At 71.8% G+C, this 14105-nt stretch carries 19 protein-coding genes; 8 read left to right on the forward strand and 11 right to left on the reverse strand.

Translation table 11 applies throughout. The features are described from left to right. Window positions 1-125 precede the first annotated feature (125 nt). Genes T9R20_RS16715 through T9R20_RS16725 form a run of 3 tightly spaced genes read left to right on the forward strand, consistent with a single transcriptional unit; the run spans window position 126 to window position 1773 of the window. Window positions 126-719 (forward strand): sulfite oxidase-like oxidoreductase, encoded by a 594-nt coding sequence (locus T9R20_RS16715; protein ID WP_322410463.1) that lies wholly within the window; start codon window positions 126-128, stop codon window positions 717-719. After that, window positions 716-1435 carry an FAD-binding oxidoreductase gene (locus T9R20_RS16720; RefSeq protein WP_322410464.1) on the forward strand — a complete coding sequence of 240 codons (720 nt, stop codon included), beginning with the start codon at window positions 716-718 and terminating at the stop codon, window positions 1433-1435. The genes T9R20_RS16715 and T9R20_RS16720 overlap by 4 nt, the downstream gene beginning before the upstream one ends. After that, window positions 1432-1773, forward strand: coding sequence for a DUF6510 family protein (locus T9R20_RS16725; protein WP_322410465.1), 342 nt, complete (start codon window positions 1432-1434; stop codon window positions 1771-1773). Before T9R20_RS16720 ends, T9R20_RS16725 begins: the two co-directional genes overlap by 4 nt. 18 nt (window positions 1774-1791) lie before the next feature. Here T9R20_RS16725 and T9R20_RS16730 read toward each other — a convergent pair whose 3' ends face one another. The 4 genes from T9R20_RS16730 to T9R20_RS16745 are packed head-to-tail and all read right to left on the reverse strand — an operon-like array spanning window position 1792 to window position 4013. Beyond that, a complete protein-coding gene (locus T9R20_RS16730; RefSeq protein WP_322410466.1) occupies window positions 1792-1992 on the reverse strand; it encodes a hypothetical protein in 201 nt (66 codons plus the stop codon). Between the two features lie 39 nt (window positions 1993-2031). After that, on the reverse strand, window positions 2032-2640 hold the full coding sequence (locus tag T9R20_RS16735; protein WP_322410467.1) for a DUF1349 domain-containing protein: 609 nt from the start codon (window positions 2638-2640) through the stop codon (window positions 2032-2034). Next, on the reverse strand, window positions 2637-3062 hold the full coding sequence (locus T9R20_RS16740) for a DUF2256 and DUF3253 domain-containing protein (RefSeq protein ID WP_322410468.1): 426 nt from the start codon (window positions 3060-3062) through the stop codon (window positions 2637-2639). Before T9R20_RS16740 ends, T9R20_RS16735 begins: the two co-directional genes overlap by 4 nt. Before the next feature lie 39 nt (window positions 3063-3101). After that, the gene (locus tag T9R20_RS16745) at window positions 3102-4013 is read right to left on the reverse strand and encodes a metal-dependent hydrolase (protein ID WP_322410469.1); all 912 of its coding nucleotides are present in this window, start codon (window positions 4011-4013) and stop codon (window positions 3102-3104) included. Window positions 4014-4055: 42 nt separating this feature from the next. On the opposite strand from T9R20_RS16745, the gene T9R20_RS16750 reads away from it, so the two are divergent. Beyond that, window positions 4056-5108, forward strand: a complete 1053-nt coding sequence (locus T9R20_RS16750; RefSeq protein WP_322410470.1) for an alcohol dehydrogenase catalytic domain-containing protein — start codon at window positions 4056-4058, stop codon at window positions 5106-5108. 26 nt (window positions 5109-5134) lie between these two features. Beyond that, complete coding sequence (locus T9R20_RS16755) at window positions 5135-5515, forward strand: hypothetical protein (RefSeq protein ID WP_322410471.1); 381 nt, start codon at window positions 5135-5137, stop codon at window positions 5513-5515. Here the strand turns inward: T9R20_RS16755 and T9R20_RS16760 are convergent. Together T9R20_RS16760 and T9R20_RS16765 are read right to left on the reverse strand one after the other, a co-directional pair. Continuing rightward, entirely contained in the window at window positions 5499-6806 is a 1308-nt protein-coding gene (locus T9R20_RS16760; RefSeq protein WP_322410472.1) for an MFS transporter, read from the reverse strand. The two genes, T9R20_RS16755 and T9R20_RS16760, sit on opposite strands and share 17 nt — an antisense overlap. A 2-nt stretch (window positions 6807-6808) precedes the next feature. After that, a complete protein-coding gene (locus tag T9R20_RS16765; protein ID WP_322410473.1) occupies window positions 6809-7852 on the reverse strand; it encodes a zinc-binding dehydrogenase in 1044 nt (347 codons plus the stop codon). Window positions 7853-8034: 182 nt separating this feature from the next. Between T9R20_RS16765 and T9R20_RS16770 the strand changes: the two genes are divergently transcribed. Together T9R20_RS16770 and T9R20_RS16775 are read left to right on the forward strand one after the other, a co-directional pair. Further along, complete coding sequence (locus tag T9R20_RS16770) at window positions 8035-8340, forward strand: hypothetical protein (protein WP_322410474.1); 306 nt, start codon at window positions 8035-8037, stop codon at window positions 8338-8340. Between the two features lie 102 nt (window positions 8341-8442). Further along, complete coding sequence (locus T9R20_RS16775) at window positions 8443-8928, forward strand: VanZ family protein (protein ID WP_322410475.1); 486 nt, start codon at window positions 8443-8445, stop codon at window positions 8926-8928. Here T9R20_RS16775 and T9R20_RS16780 read toward each other — a convergent pair. The 5 genes from T9R20_RS16780 to T9R20_RS16800 are packed head-to-tail and all read right to left on the reverse strand — an operon-like array spanning window position 8886 to window position 12933. Further along, window positions 8886-9557 (reverse strand): VOC family protein, encoded by a 672-nt coding sequence (locus tag T9R20_RS16780; protein WP_322410476.1) that lies wholly within the window; start codon window positions 9555-9557, stop codon window positions 8886-8888. The two genes, T9R20_RS16775 and T9R20_RS16780, sit on opposite strands and share 43 nt — an antisense overlap. A gap of 57 nt (window positions 9558-9614) precedes the next feature. Continuing rightward, window positions 9615-10232 carry a M23 family metallopeptidase gene (locus T9R20_RS16785; protein ID WP_322410477.1) on the reverse strand — a complete coding sequence of 206 codons (618 nt, stop codon included), beginning with the start codon at window positions 10230-10232 and terminating at the stop codon, window positions 9615-9617. After that, window positions 10232-11326: a HEAT repeat domain-containing protein gene (locus T9R20_RS16790; protein WP_322410478.1), complete on the reverse strand. Its 1095-nt coding sequence runs from the start codon at window positions 11324-11326 to the stop codon at window positions 10232-10234. Before T9R20_RS16790 ends, T9R20_RS16785 begins: the two co-directional genes overlap by 1 nt. A 2-nt stretch (window positions 11327-11328) precedes the next feature. After that, a complete protein-coding gene (locus T9R20_RS16795; protein ID WP_322410479.1) occupies window positions 11329-11997 on the reverse strand; it encodes a HEAT repeat domain-containing protein in 669 nt (222 codons plus the stop codon). A gap of 57 nt (window positions 11998-12054) precedes the next feature. Further along, on the reverse strand, window positions 12055-12933 hold the full coding sequence (locus T9R20_RS16800) for a VOC family protein (RefSeq protein WP_322410480.1): 879 nt from the start codon (window positions 12931-12933) through the stop codon (window positions 12055-12057). 175 nt (window positions 12934-13108) lie between these two features. Between T9R20_RS16800 and dhaK the strand changes: the two genes are divergently transcribed. Beyond that, window positions 13109-14104, forward strand: a complete 996-nt coding sequence (gene dhaK / locus T9R20_RS16805; protein ID WP_322412208.1) for a dihydroxyacetone kinase subunit DhaK — start codon at window positions 13109-13111, stop codon at window positions 14102-14104. Window position 14105 lies beyond the last annotated feature (1 nt).

Here is a 14105-nt window from a genome sequence, read left to right on the forward strand (position 1 = left end):
AGGAGTTGAGGACGCTCCCCGCGCCGGCGACGCGCCGCAGTGGGTTGAGCGGCGCGCGCACGCGCCCTAGGCTCGCGGCAGAGCGTCACCCCGGTTCGGCACCACCCCCGCGAAAGCAGGTTCCGATGGCCCAATTCACCCGCGGATTCGGCTCGCGTCGGCGCGACGCCGACCCGGATCTACCGCCCGGCCAGTACCTCACCACCGACTTCCCGGTTCTGTCGGCCGGTCCGACGCCGCGCATCCCGCTCACGGAGTGGTCGTTCTCGATCCGCACCGAGACCGGCGAGACGGCGAGGTGGAGCTGGGACGAGTTCACGGCCCTGCCGTCGGAGGAGGTCTCCACCGACATCCACTGCGTCACACGCTGGTCGAAGCTCGGCACCTCGTGGCGCGGCGTCGCGCTCGACACGCTCTTCGAAGACGTCGAGACGAGCTTCGACTTCGTCATGGCGCACTCCTACGGCGGGTACACCACGAACGTGCCGCTCGAAGACCTGCTCGACGGCAAGGCCTGGGTCGCCTACGAGTTCGACGGCGAGCCCCTCGACCCCGAGCACGGCGGCCCGGCCCGGCTGCTCGTGCCGCACCTGTACTTCTGGAAAAGCGCCAAATGGGTACGAGGGCTCGTCATGCAGCAGCACGACGACCCGGGTTTCTGGGAGCAGAACGGCTACCACCTGCGCGGCGACCCTTGGCTGGAGGAGCGGTACTGGTGAGGACGACCGGGTGGCTGCCGGCGCGGATCGCGGCGGTGCGGCCGACCACGAGCCACGCTCGCGTCCTCACCCTCGATGTGGCCGGCTGGCCCGGGAACGACCCCGGACAGCACCTCGACATCCGCCTCACCGCGGAGGACGGCTACCAGGCGGAACGGTCGTACTCGATCGCGTCGTCTGGTCCGGGTGAGCGCGTCGAACTCGCCGTCGACACCGTGCCCGACGGCGAGGTGTCTCCCTACCTCGTCCAGGCCGCCGAGGTCGGCGACATGCTCGAGGTGAAGGGTCCGCTCGGCGCATACTTCGTCTGGCATGAGACCGACACCGACCCGGTGCAGCTCATCGCCGGAGGGTCGGGAATCGTGCCGCTGCTCGCGATGGCGCGCGCGCACGACAGGTCGGCGAGCACCGCGCCGTTCCGTCTGCTCTACTCGGTGCGCACACCCGGCGACGCGCTCTACCGCGACGAGATCCTGGGCCTGTCTCAGCGCTCGCTCGACCTCACCTGGGCCTACACCCGCGAAGCGCCGGAGGGATGGGCCGAGCCCGTCGGGCGCCTCACCGCCGACCGGGTCGCGGCGGCGACCTGGCCGCCCTCGCAGCGTCCCCTCACCTTCATCTGCGGGCCGACGCGGTTCGTCGAAGCCGCCGCAGACGCCATGGTCGCCGCCGGCCACGACCCGGCCCGCGTCCGCACCGAACGATTCGGAGGATGACGATGTCCGACGACCAGACCGGGTCCACCGACCAGGCGAACGACCGCGCCACGCACCCGGGCCGAGACGATCCTCACACCGCGCATATCGTCGACGGCAACGCGGTGGTCGGCGCCCTCCAGGATCTCCTTGCCGGAGACCTCAGCATGCTGATGCTGGAATGCGGGGGATGCCGCGCCACGGCGCCGCTCGCCGAATGGCGCGTCGAGGCCGACCGCGATGCCTTCATCGTGCGGTGCCGATCGTGCACGCATACCCTCTGGACGCTGCTGCGGGATGACCGCGGCGCGGTGCTGCGGGTGGCTGGAGCCTGCGACATCCGGCCGGCGGCGGTGTAGCAGCCTCCGCGCGAGCCGTCACGATCCGGAGATCCGCGTCCACGATGCCTTGCCCTCGGCGCGCCGCGCCGCCTCGTACGACGAGGGGACGCCGGGCTTTCCTGCGCGGAGGGTGTCGTCATGCGGCGCCGGGCCGGAGCGACCCCGTGGCCTGGTGATCCACAGCACCACGGCCGTGACACCGGCGGCGACGCCTCCGAGTGCCAGCAGCTCGATCATGCTGAGAGCGTACGCCTGCAGAGGCGCCCGGAGGCCGGATCAGTGGATCGACGCGTCGGCCGCCGTCATCCGCCAGGCGTGGAACACCACCGTCAGACCCGCTCGGGAAGGCGCTGCCACGAGCGGCCCCGCCGCGGCGTCGGCGGCGCCGTCGAACGGGGCGAGCCGAAGCAGCCGCATAGCCTCGCCGGCGGCACCGCCGGCAACGCCGCCGCGCACGGTGATCGCATCCTCACCCCGGCTGACCCGGATGACCAGTCGACGGCCGCTCCATTCCGGCACCGCGCCGACCGACCAGTCCGAGCGGCGGTCGGTGACCACCGCTCCCGCGCCGAGCTCGCCGTCGCAGAACTCGACACCGCTCTTGATCCACCGTTCCGCGTCGATCCGCACGAAGATGCCGGCCTGGTCGAACTGCTCGGTGAAGTCGGCGGTGAACTCCACCTCCATCGCCCTGCCGACGGGGAGCGGGGCGATGAGGCCGTGCTCGGACGCGTGCTCGAACCCGTACGCCGTGCGCAGCCACGCGTCGCTTCCCTCGACGGCCGTGACGACCAGTTCGTCGCCGCGCCGCTCGACGGCCGCGGGCTCATGGGTCCAGCGGCCTTCGGCCCAGTCGATCGGGCGGGGGAAGATCGAAGTGCTCATGCTTCCATCGTCGCACCGGAGGCGGGGCGACGCCGGATGCGGATCGGCCCCTTCGCCGTGGACGGATCGACGACGCGCCCGCCCTGAGTGATCTCCACCTCGCCTTCCGCCACGAGGCGTCGCGCTGCCCGCCGCGCGGGCTCCATGAGCTCGCGCCACTCCTCGCCGCCGACGTCCTTGGCGGCCTCGGAGGGACACATCGACGACGTCGCCGCGCGCGCGGCGAGCGTCTGCCGAATGCACGCCTCGAGGGCGCGGTCGACCGGTGTCACGCCCCGCCGACGGCACGCGTCCGAGCAGTACTTGACCGCGTCCCAGTTCGCCGCCCACTTCGCGCGGTACTCCATGGTGCGGCCGCAGGACGCACAGGTCTTCGGATGCCGCGGCGGGGCGGCATCCGTCTGTTCGCGTCGACGACCCATACCTCCATGGTGCCGCGGGCGCAGGGGTCAGCGGGCCGGTCACCGCGTGATCGTGGTCGTGCCCGTTGTCGTCATCGTGACCTCGCGGGCGCCCTCGACGTCTCGGGCCTCCAGGATCATCGACACCGATGAGAAGGCGCCGAGCCGCGACGCGTGGGTGCCGCCGCACGGAATCCGCACGGTCGTTCCGGGCAGCTCGCACACCCAGGCGCGACGCGACGACAGCCCGTCGCCGTCCCGATCGATCCGGACCGGCGCGTCGGACGCGACCCATTCCGCGAGAAGCATGTTCGCGCGCGAGGCGACGGCGTCGAGACCATCGACGGCGGTCGCGACGAAGCCCTTGCGCCGCAGCGACTTCCCGATCCGATAGACGTCGACCGAACCGCCCGGGTGGATGCGGCTCGTCTCGATCGCGAGCGCATCGAAGTTCGGGTGGCCGAGGGCATCCGTCGGGACGTCTTTCGACCACGCGTCCGCGAGCGCGGCGTTAAGGGCGAGGGAGGCCAGGTGGCAGACGGTGTGCCCGGCGGACAGCGCGGTGCGATGATCGGCGTCGACGACCGCGCGCACCTCGGTCGACACCTCCGGGCCCGAGCCCTCGACGATGTGCGCGACGACGAAGACCCAGCCCTCGGTGCCGATCCGGACAGGCAGGTCGGAGCCGAGCAGCAGCTGTCCGTCCCGGATGCCGCCGACCACCGCGTCCACCACGGGGAACGTCGTTCCCGCTGCCTCGAGGACCGCGCGATCGGCCGGCTGATCGGGCCAGGCGGCGGTCACGGGGTGCACGCAGGTGACATCGAGGAGGACGGCCGAGCGCCCGTCGCCGAGGTCCTCGACGTGCACCACCCGTCCGGTGCTCGAGGTGGCCCCCTGCGGGTAGGTGACGATCGTGTCGGTGTCGGGCAGGCCGTTCGGGGCGGAGAGGGTGACGTGAGGCTCGGGCACGCCCCCACCCTAGACGGCGGCGCGGACGGGTAGATTCGCCCTGTGCGCGCCGTCCTCATCCATGCCGTCCGCGGCATGCCGACCGTCACCGACGTCGCCGAGCCCGCGGCCCCGGAGGGCGGCGTCGTCGTCGACGTCCGCGCGACGGGCCTGTGCCGAAGCGACTGGCACGCCTGGGCCGGCCACGACGAGATCGTCTTCCCGCACGTGCCCGGTCACGAACTGGCGGGCGTCGTCTCCGAGGTCGGCACGGGCGTCACCCGCTTCGGCGTCGGCGACCGCGTCACAGTGCCCTTCGTGTGCGGGTGCGGGGTGTGCGAATGGTGCCGGGCGGGGAACGCCCAGGTGTGCCCCGCCCAGCAGCAGCCGGGGTTCACGCACTGGGGGTCCTTTGCCGAGAAGGTCGCCCTCCACGCCGCGGACACCAACCTCGTCGCGCTCCCCGAAGGCGTGTCGTTCGAGGCCGCGGCGGCCCTCGGCTGCCGGTTCGCGACGGCCTTCCGGGCGTTGACCGCCCGGGCCCGCGTCGCCCCGGGCGAATGGGTCACCGTCGTGGGCGCCGGCGGTGTGGGCCTCAGCGTCGTCATGATCGCGATCGCGCTCGGCGCACGCGTGATCGCGGTCGACACCAATCCGCGCGCCCTCGCCGTCGCGAGCCGCCTCGGCGCGACCGATGTCGTCGTCGGGGGCGCGGACGCGCCACCCGTGCCCGACGTCGTCCACGAGCTGACCGGCGGGGGCTCGCACGTCTCGGTCGACGCCGTCGGCAGCGCCCAGACCGCCGCCGACGCCGTGCTGAGCCTCCGCCGCGGCGGCCGGCACGTGCAGATCGGACTGCTGCCGACGGATGACGGACGCTCCGCCGTTCCCATGGCGCGTGCGATCGCGTGGGAGCTCGACATCCTCGGCAGCCACGGGATGGCGGCGGCGGACTACCCCGGGATGATGCAGCTCGTCGCGTCGGGCACGCTCCGCCCGCACGACCTCATCGAGCGCGTGATCGGGCTCGATGAGGCATCCGCTCTCCTCCCCCGATTCGACACCGCCGCGCCCGCGGGGATGACGATGATCGACCCGCACCTCGGGCTCCCCTAGGATCGCTCCGACGGAGGGGGACGCCGATGACGGCTGGATTCGAACCGGGGTACAGCCAGGGCTACGGGCCCGGCTACGCCGCGATGCCGGCGCCGCAGGGGGCACCGAAGAAGGGCTTCGACATCCTCGGGCTCATCGCCGTCATCATCGCGATGGTCTGCCTGCTGCCGACCCTGTTCGTGTTCCTCGTCGGGCTCATCCCGGAGATGAACGCGATCTGGTGGCTGCTGATCGTGATGATCCCGGCGCTCGGCATCGGCGGAGCGCTCGTGCTGATCCTGGCGATCGCCGGTCTCATCGTCGGCGTCATGCGCCAGCGTCGCTTCGGCCTGTCGATCACCGGCATCGTGCTCGGCATGCTGATGGTGGTGCCGATCGGGCTGCTGTACTTCAGCTCGATGATGTGACGGCGGTGTCCGCCACCCGCCGCTCGATGACCGCCATCACGAGGATCGAGATCATCGCGACCGCGGCGAGCCCGATCGTGAGGATCGCCAGGCCGTCGAAGAGCAGCCACTCGGCGAAGACGCCGCCCAGGACGTTGCCGAGCAGGTAGCCCGCCCCCACGACCACCGAGTACACCCCCATGATGAGGCCCCGGTCCTCGCGGAACTCCGACGAGATGTCGCTGAGGTGGGTGAGGGCGGCGGGAGTGAACCCCGCCTCGAGGAACATCCCCGCGATCACGATCGGGATCGCGACCGCCAGCGGCGCGCCGCGGTTGAGCAGCAGCAGTCCGATCGAGGCGACGACGGCGCCCGCGACGGTGACGAAGAGGGTGGGGATCGTCGGCAGGCGGCCGATGAAGAACGCCCACGCCACGATGCACAGGCTGAAGACGAGCACGTAGACGCCGAGGACGGCGGAGAGGCCCGCCTCGTTGTCGGCGAAGGCGCCGGGGAGGAGCTGGCCCTCGGCGGTGCGATCGCCGGCCAGCACGAAGGTGATCTGCGAGGTGACCCACGTGCCGAGGATGGCGTTGACCGCGATCCATGCCGGCAGGAAGGCGAGCAGGCGCGGTTGGCCGATGATCCGGATGCGCTCACGGACGCCACGGGCCTGCCGAGGGGCCGCGCCCGCGGCATCCGGTCGCACGAACACGAACACCAGGAGGGATGCCGCGAGGTAGACGGCGGCGAGCACGACGAACGACCACAGTCCCCACGCTCCGTACAGGAGCGGACCGGTCACCGCCCCGAGCGCAATGCCGCCGGAGGACGACAGCTCGTAGATGCTCGTCACGCGTCCCCGCCGCATCCGGTCGTCGTCGCTGGCGTCGGCGAGGAGGCCGAGGGTCGCGGGGGCGGCGATCGCGGCTCCCGCCCCGTCGAGGAGGCGGGAGGTCGCGACGACGGCGATCACGAGGGCGGCGGAGGGCGCGACGGCGATCAGCGAGGCACCGGGCGTGATGAGGATGCCGGCGGCGGCGAGCAGCGGCGCCGCGATGAGGAAGACGCGACGCCCCCGCCGGTCGCTCGCCGACCCCGCGATGGGGGCGAGGACGAGCTCGGCGAGGAAGCTCAGCCCCGAGAGCACACCGAGGATGAGGGCGCCGACGGGCGCTCCGGCACGAGCGAGGTCGACGAAGTAGGCCCCGAGCGCCAGAGCACCGGCGGCCGACGCGGTGCGCAGGAGGAACTGGGCGACCAGCACCGCCGGCGTGCCCACCGGGCGCGCCGCCGTGCGGGGAGCTGCCACCCTCAGACCGTCACGAGCACTTTGAGCGCGTCGCGCGCGTCCATCGCGGCGTACCCGGCGGGCACGTCGTCGATCGGCATCGTGACGTCGAAAACGCGACCGGGCTCGATCGTGCCCTCGAGCACCTGCGGGATGGCGTCCTCGATGTAGGCGCGCACCGGCGCGGGGCCGCCCGTGAGGGTGAGGTTCCGCCCGAAGAGCGACCGGAACCCGACCCCGGCCTCTTCGTACTGGGGCACGCCGACGCGCGAGATCACCCCGCCGGTCCGCGCGACGCGATACGACTGCTCGTAGGCCGGCATGTGCCCGACCGCCTCGAGCACGGCGTGGCTGCCGAGGCCGTCGGTGATGGCCAGCACCCGCTGGACTCCCTCATCACCGCGCTCGGGCACCACGTGGGTCGCGCCCCATTCGACGCCGAGGTCGGTGCGCGCGCGGTGACGGCCCATCAGGATGATCGTCTCGGCGCCCAGCTGCTTCGCCGCAAGCACCGCTGACAGCCCGACCGCGCCGTCGCCGACGACGGTGACGGTCTGGCCGGGGCGCACCCGGGCCATGAACGCGGCGTGATAGCCGGTGAGGTACACGTCCGACAGGGTGAGGAGTGACGGGAGCACCGGGGTGTCATCCTCGGTCACCCCCGGCACGGGGACGAGGCTGCCGTCGGCGAGGGGGATGCGGGAGAGCTCGGCCTGCAGGCCGGCGGTCTGGCGCGTGGCGTAGAAGCCGCCGTGCGGGCAGGCCGTCTGGAAACCGTCGCGGCAGGTGGGGCAGGTGTTGTCCGACCAGGCGAAGGGGGCGATGACGAGGTCGCCCTTCTTCACTGTGGTCACCTCTGGTCCGGTCTCCTCGACGACGCCCAGCAGCTCGTGTCCCATGCTCTGGCCGTGAGAAGACGGCCTCATCGAGTGATACGGGTGCAGGTCGGAGCCGCAGATGCAGGTGCGGACGGTCCGCACGATCGCGTCGGTCGGATGCTGGATGACGGGATCGGCGACCTCTTCGACGCGCACGTCGCCGGCGCCGTACATGATGGTGGCCTTCATCGCGTTCTCCCCTGCAGCGTCATGTGTTCATCGAAGCACAGCGCGAGCGGCCCCGGTCGCGTCGCGCGCGCTTCGGCCGGCGACCCGTCGAGAACGGCGGCCCGGCGTCGACCGAGACCGCCGAATTTGACGGGTCGTGACGCACGCGGGGCCAGGCGCACACCGCCCACTACGCTCGACCCATGGAGGAATGGGAAGACGATGCGGCGGCGACGCTCGAGCGCCTGAGCGGATCGAAGATGGCGGATGCGTACGTGGGCACCATCCGGATCCTCTCCCTCACACCGCCCACCCTCCGCCGGCGCTACCAGACCTGCACGATGGACCTGGCGCTCGAAGCGCCGGGGCTCGAGAGCGAGACCCTTCAGACCGAGGTCGTGCTCGACAAGCGGTACTGGCCCGCCGTGGGAACCGTGCTGCGGGCGCGCATCTCGCGGCGGAAGCCCCGGATGATCGACGCCGACTGGGAGGCGCTCGCGCGCCGGTGAGCACGCGCCGGCCGCCCGCGACGCCTGGGAAACCGCGGTGCAGAGTCGCTGGGGTTGCCGTATCGCGTTGACGTGCCGGCGGGCGACCGGTTCGATCGAGTCATGAGCCGCCCCGCCTCCCCCGCCGTCCGTCGCACGGTATCGACCGCTGTGTTCCTGCTGGGCGCGCTCTACACCGGCCTCGTCCTCTGGGTCACGCTTCGCCCGCTGCCGTGGGCGACGGAAGGGTCGGAGGCGCGGTGGGGCATCCTCAACCCGGCGGCCTGGACCGATGAAGCGGCCTGGACCGACGGGCGGAGCCTCGAGATCGTGCTCAACGTCCTGATGTTCGTGCCGATCGGGGTCGCGACCGGCCTGCTCCTGCGAGGTGTGCTCGCGCTCGCACTGCCGCTCCTTCTCACCCTCGGGATCGAGCTGGCGCAGATCCCCCTCGACCGCATCTCGCACCCGCGGGACCTCCTCGCCAACGGGCTGGGCGCCGTCGTCGGTGTGGCGGTGGCGGCCGTCATCCGTCGTCACCCCGCCTGGCCCGGCCGGGCACGGCGTCAGTCGAACGTGTCCGTCCAACAAGCGATGTCGACCCCGTGATTGTCGGGCGAGGCGAGCGACCACCATCGCGGTGCGTACGAGTCATCGGCCAGTCTCCCGCCGGCGGCGAGCGCCGCGTCCACCCGCGCCCGCGCCTGATCGGCGGGAACGAACACGTCGAAGTGCGTCCGCCCGCGACCCGGAGCATCGCCGGTGATCGGATTGAACGCCAGCGGCGGTCCTGCGCGTAACGGGTCGACCGCGTCGGTGTCGCCGAGCGGGTCGTAGCCGAGCGCCGCCAGGAAGAACGGTCGCGAGTCCACTCCGGAGTGCTGCGCGACGTAGACGCCGACGGTCTGCACGAGCGACGGATCGGCGACGAGCCCCCGCTGCGTCGCCGCCGCAGAGACCGCAGCGGCGAAAGCCGGGCAGCGCGCGGGGATGCCGTCGAGATCGCGGTACGGCACCCGGACGACGACCGCTTCCGGACGGAGGTCGATGTCGGGAAGGATGCCGAACCGCTCAGCGGCGTCGAGGATGTCGCCCACGAGTGCAGCGGTGTCGCGCAGCGAGGGCGAGCGCCAGACCGCCTGCGGGCCCGTGCTGGTCACCCGCCACTGTGCGACATCCGTCGCCGCGTGAAAGGCCGCCGGTGTGATCGTGCCGGTCCGGCCGTCGTCGTCGGTCATGTTCCTCCCCCGCCCGGGCCGCGCCCGGCTCGCGATCTCACCAAGGACGGGCTCACGCTACTCCGAAGCCCGGACGATGGCGCCGTTCCGGGGCATCGATCCGGCGAACCTGATCGGTCGCGCGCGAGCGCGCGTGGGGTCGAGATCGTCCATCGCCTGGACGTGCAGATGCGGCTCGGTGCTGTTCCCGGAGTTGCCGCAGCCGGCGATCGCATCTCCGATGCCGACGTCCCGGCCCGCGGTCACCGTGATGCTCGACGCCGCGAGGTGGCAGAGGGCGACGACCGCGTCTCCGGCCTGGATGATCACGTGGTTTCCCGCCAGCGTCCGCCACCCCGCGGCGACGCGTCGTCGTTGGGTCACCGCATAGGCGATCGACCGCAACCCCCGGTGGGCGGGATGATCCGGCTCCCCGTCATGCACGTCGACGACGGTTCCGGCGACCGGCGAGAGGATCGGGCGCCCGAATCCGGGGAACGCCTCGGCGGGCTCGGTGCGCAGGAGCGATCGCAGGGTGAACGGGGCGGAGCGACCGTCAGGGCCGACCGGGACGAAGTCGATCGCGAACGACGATGCGAACGCGCGCGTGCCGTGGCTGGGCACCCGATCGGCGGGGCTGTTCTGCACGCGCCAGCACCCTTCGAAGGGGTAGGCCAGCTCGACGACGTCGTCCATCACGCGACAGTATCCGAGGGGGCTGGGCCATCCGAGGGGTCTGGGCCGGCCGAGGGGGCTGGGCCGGCCGAGGGGGCTGGGCCGGATCCCCTCTCGGCCGGGTGCGGGGCGCGGCGGGACAACAGGGCGCGCGCCGTCAGGGCCGTACCGCGGTCATCGTCGTCGAGGAGCGCCGTCAACGCCACGACCGCCTCTGACCCGGGGATCATTCCGAGCGCGGCCGCCACCCGCCGGCGGGTGTGCGGATCGGCGTCCTCCAGCACGGCGACCAGGGCGGTGACCGCCACTCGGGCGAGATCCCGGTCGCGCACGAGGCTCACGAGGACGTCGGCTGCGGCGACATCATCCGCTCCGGCGCGGATGAGATCGACGAGGCGCGGCAGGGCCGCCGGGTCTCCGAGTCGCCCGCGGGTCAGGATGGCCCGTGCGCGCACCCGTGGGTCGTCGCTGTCGTCCGCCGCGGCGATCGCCTCTCGCGCGGCGGGGCTGCCGATCTTCTCGAGCGCATCGAGGGCGCGTCGTCGTGAGAGCTCGTCGGGCGCATAGAGCGCCTGCACGAGCGCGGGGAGCGCGGCGTCACCGATGCGCGAGAGCGCCCACTGCAGCGCCCCGGCCGCGTCGGCGTGCGGTTCGCGCAGGAGCGCGGCGACCAGCACGGTGGCATCCTGATCGGTGGCCCCTCTCGTCAGCGCGGTGCGCTGTCGCTGCGACGGGGCGGGGCTCTCCAGATCCCGGATGAGCCCGACGGTGTGAAGGACATCTGTCCAGGACCGCGGCTGGGAGTCGTTCACCGCACGAAGCCGGGCGACGAGCTCTTCCGTGCGGGCGATGCTCTCCTCGGCCCGCGCGATGACCTGTGCGATCAATCGGGACGGGTCGAAGGCGGCATCGTCGAGCACCTCGGCGATCTGCGAAAGAGACAGCCCGAGAGAGCGCAGCGCTTCAACATGCAGGAGACGCTCGAGGTCGGCCTCGGTGTACGAGCGGTAGTTGCCCATGGTCCGTCCGGTCGGGGTCACCACTCCGATGCGGTCGTAGTGGCGCAGCATCCGGGTGCTGAGTCCCGACTGCCGCGCCACCTCGCCGATGAGCACGCCTACTCCGCCGAGGGCGCTGCGCGCAACGCGACGGCACGCTTGGCCTCGTGGACCGCGGATTCGAACGACTCGTCGGGGTCGTCGATCAGGGCGACGGTCGCCAGAGCATGCGCGCTGATCGCCTCATCCGAGGATCGAGCCGCCCTCTCGACGCTCGCCCGGGCCGGGTCGCCGAGCGCGGCGAGCGCACGACTGAGCCGCCGCTGCGTCTCCGCATCGCCTCGGCCGAACTGTGCGGTGAGGCTCGCCGCCAACGCCGCCTCGGATCCCGCGGGCACGAGCCCTGCGGCCGCGCGCCAGGCGGCAGCGGCGACCTCGTCGTCGGGATCGGCGAGGAGTGCCGGGGTGATCGCGGGCCAGGTGGCGGGATCGGCGATCTTCGAGAGCGTGTGCAGGGCCTGACTCCGCGCCTGGGCGACGTCGGATTGGAGCTGGGGCACCAGCGCATCGAGTGTCTGGGCCCGATCCTGCCGCACGAGCGCCCACGTCAGCATGTCGCGGACGAAGAAGTCGGGTTCGACCGCGCAACGATCGACGAGCACGTCGATCCAGGCCGGATCGGGGTGGGTTCCCGCCGTCAGCGCCGCCTGCAGACGCCGCGACGCATCGGTCACGGCGAGCGCCGCCCGCAGGTTCGTCGCTCGCTGATGTTCTGTCGTATCTGTCATGTGCGACCTCCGCACCCAGTCGACACCCTGTCACAGTGAGAAGGTCAAGCGCACCGATCAGTCGACGGTCGCGAAGACCGCGTTCCGCCAGGGGTCGTCGAAAGAGAGTCCCCGGCCGTCGTCGCGCACCGCGACGCCGTGGTGGCGCAGACGCTCACCGAGTTCGCCGAGGTCGTCGGCACCGGGGAGCACAAGGTCGACGCGCCCGAGCCCGAGCGCCGGCATGCGCGGGCCGGCACCGCGCGAGTTCCATACGTTCATCGCCATGTGGTGGTGGTAGCCGCCCGCGCTGACGAAGAGGGCCGAATCCCGGAAGGCGGCGGTCTCGGCGAAACCGAGCCCATCGACGTAGAACGCCCGCGCGCCGGCGATGTCGCCCACCGACAGATGTACGTGCCCTACCGCGGCGGCATCACGCGCGGTCGCGCCCGCCGCCGCATCCTCCGTCAGATGCTCGCGAAGGAACCCGTTGGGGTCGAGGAAGAGCGTTCCCATCTCGATGCGTCCGTGGGTCCACGACCACTCGGTGCGCTCCCGATCCCAGTACAGCTCGATGCCGTTTCCCTCGGGGTCGGTGAAGTAGAACGCCTGGCTGACCAGGTGATCGGCGCTGCCGGTGAAGGTCTGCGGCGCCTGACGCGCCACCGAGTACACCGCGGCGGCGAGCGCCGCCTGCGATTCGAACAGGATGGCCGTGTGGTACAGCCCGGCAGCACCCTGCGGCGCATGACGGAGCTCGGGCGCATGGACGAGGATGACGATGGGTCGCCCCGCGCGCCCGAGAGTGACGGTGTCGCCCTCGGCGCTCAGCACCTCGAGGGTCACGACATCGCGGTAGAACCACGTCATTCCGTCGAGGTCGCCGACGAGAAGGGTCACCGGGCCCATCGCCGTATCGTCGGCGATGAGGGAAGAGGTCTGGCCCGCGGCATCCATGTGCTGTTCAACCCTCGCGGGCGGGCCGGCATTCCTCCGGGGCGCTCGCGCTGCGTCGCCGCGAACTCCCCAAGAACCCATATCGAAACCGCGCCCGATGTGTCTACTGTCGTCTCAGGTGCGCGCCCCGATGACCGCGCCGCCCACCCAGGCACTCGATGAAGAGGAGACCCGCATGAAGAAGCTCATCAATGCCCCCGCCACGGTGCTCGCTGACGCGCTGCGAGGGGTGGAAGCCGCCCATCCCGAACTCGAGGTCGACCACGAGAACCGCCTGGTCCTGCGGCCGACCGCCGGCACCGAAGGCCAGGTCGCGCTCGTCTCGGGCGGCGGCTCGGGCCACGAGCCGTTGCACAGCGGTTTCGTCGGCCCGGGCATGCTCGCCGCCGCCTGCGCGGGCGAGATCTTCACCTCGCCCACCCCCGACCAGATGCTCGCCGCGGCGACGAAGGTGAACACCGGCGCCGGGGTGCTCTTCATCGTGAAGAACTACACCGGAGACGTGCTGAACTTCGAGATGGCCGCCGACCTCGCGAAGGACGAGGGGATCGAGACCGCCTCGGTCATCGTCGCAGACGACGTCGCCGTGCAGGACTCGACCTGGACCGCCGGGCGCCGTGGCATCGGCGGCACCGTCATCGTCGAGAAGGTCGCCGGCGCCGCCGCGGCCGAAGGCCGCTCGCTCGCCGAGGTCGCCGAAGTCGCCGAGAAGGTCTCGAAGGCGAGCCGCTCCATGGGCGTCGCCCTCACCAGCTGCACCGTCCCGGCGGCGGGCAAGCCGAGCTTCGACCTGCCCGAGGACGAGATCGAGATGGGCGTCGGCATCCACGGCGAGCCGGGGCGCAAGCGCGTGCCGCTCGCGAGCGCCCACGACATCGCCGGAGAACTCGTGGCGTCGATCACCGACGACCTGGACTTCACCGGCACGCCGGTGATCGCCCTGCTCACCGGTCTCGGCGGCACGCCGCTCATCGAGCTCTACGTCGTCTACGCCGAGGTCGCCGCAGCGTTGAAGGAGCGCGGCATCGAGGTCGCCCGGTCGCTCGTCGGCGATTACATCACGAGCCTCGACATGGCGGGATGCTCGCTGACGCTGACCCAGGCGGACGACGAGACGCTACGCCTCTGGGATGCCCCCGTGAACACCACAGGCCTGCGGTGGGGGGCCTGAG

The sequence above is a fragment of the Microbacterium invictum genome, assembly GCF_034421375.1.
Classification (GTDB): Bacteria; Actinomycetota; Actinomycetes; order Actinomycetales; family Microbacteriaceae; genus Microbacterium; species Microbacterium invictum_A.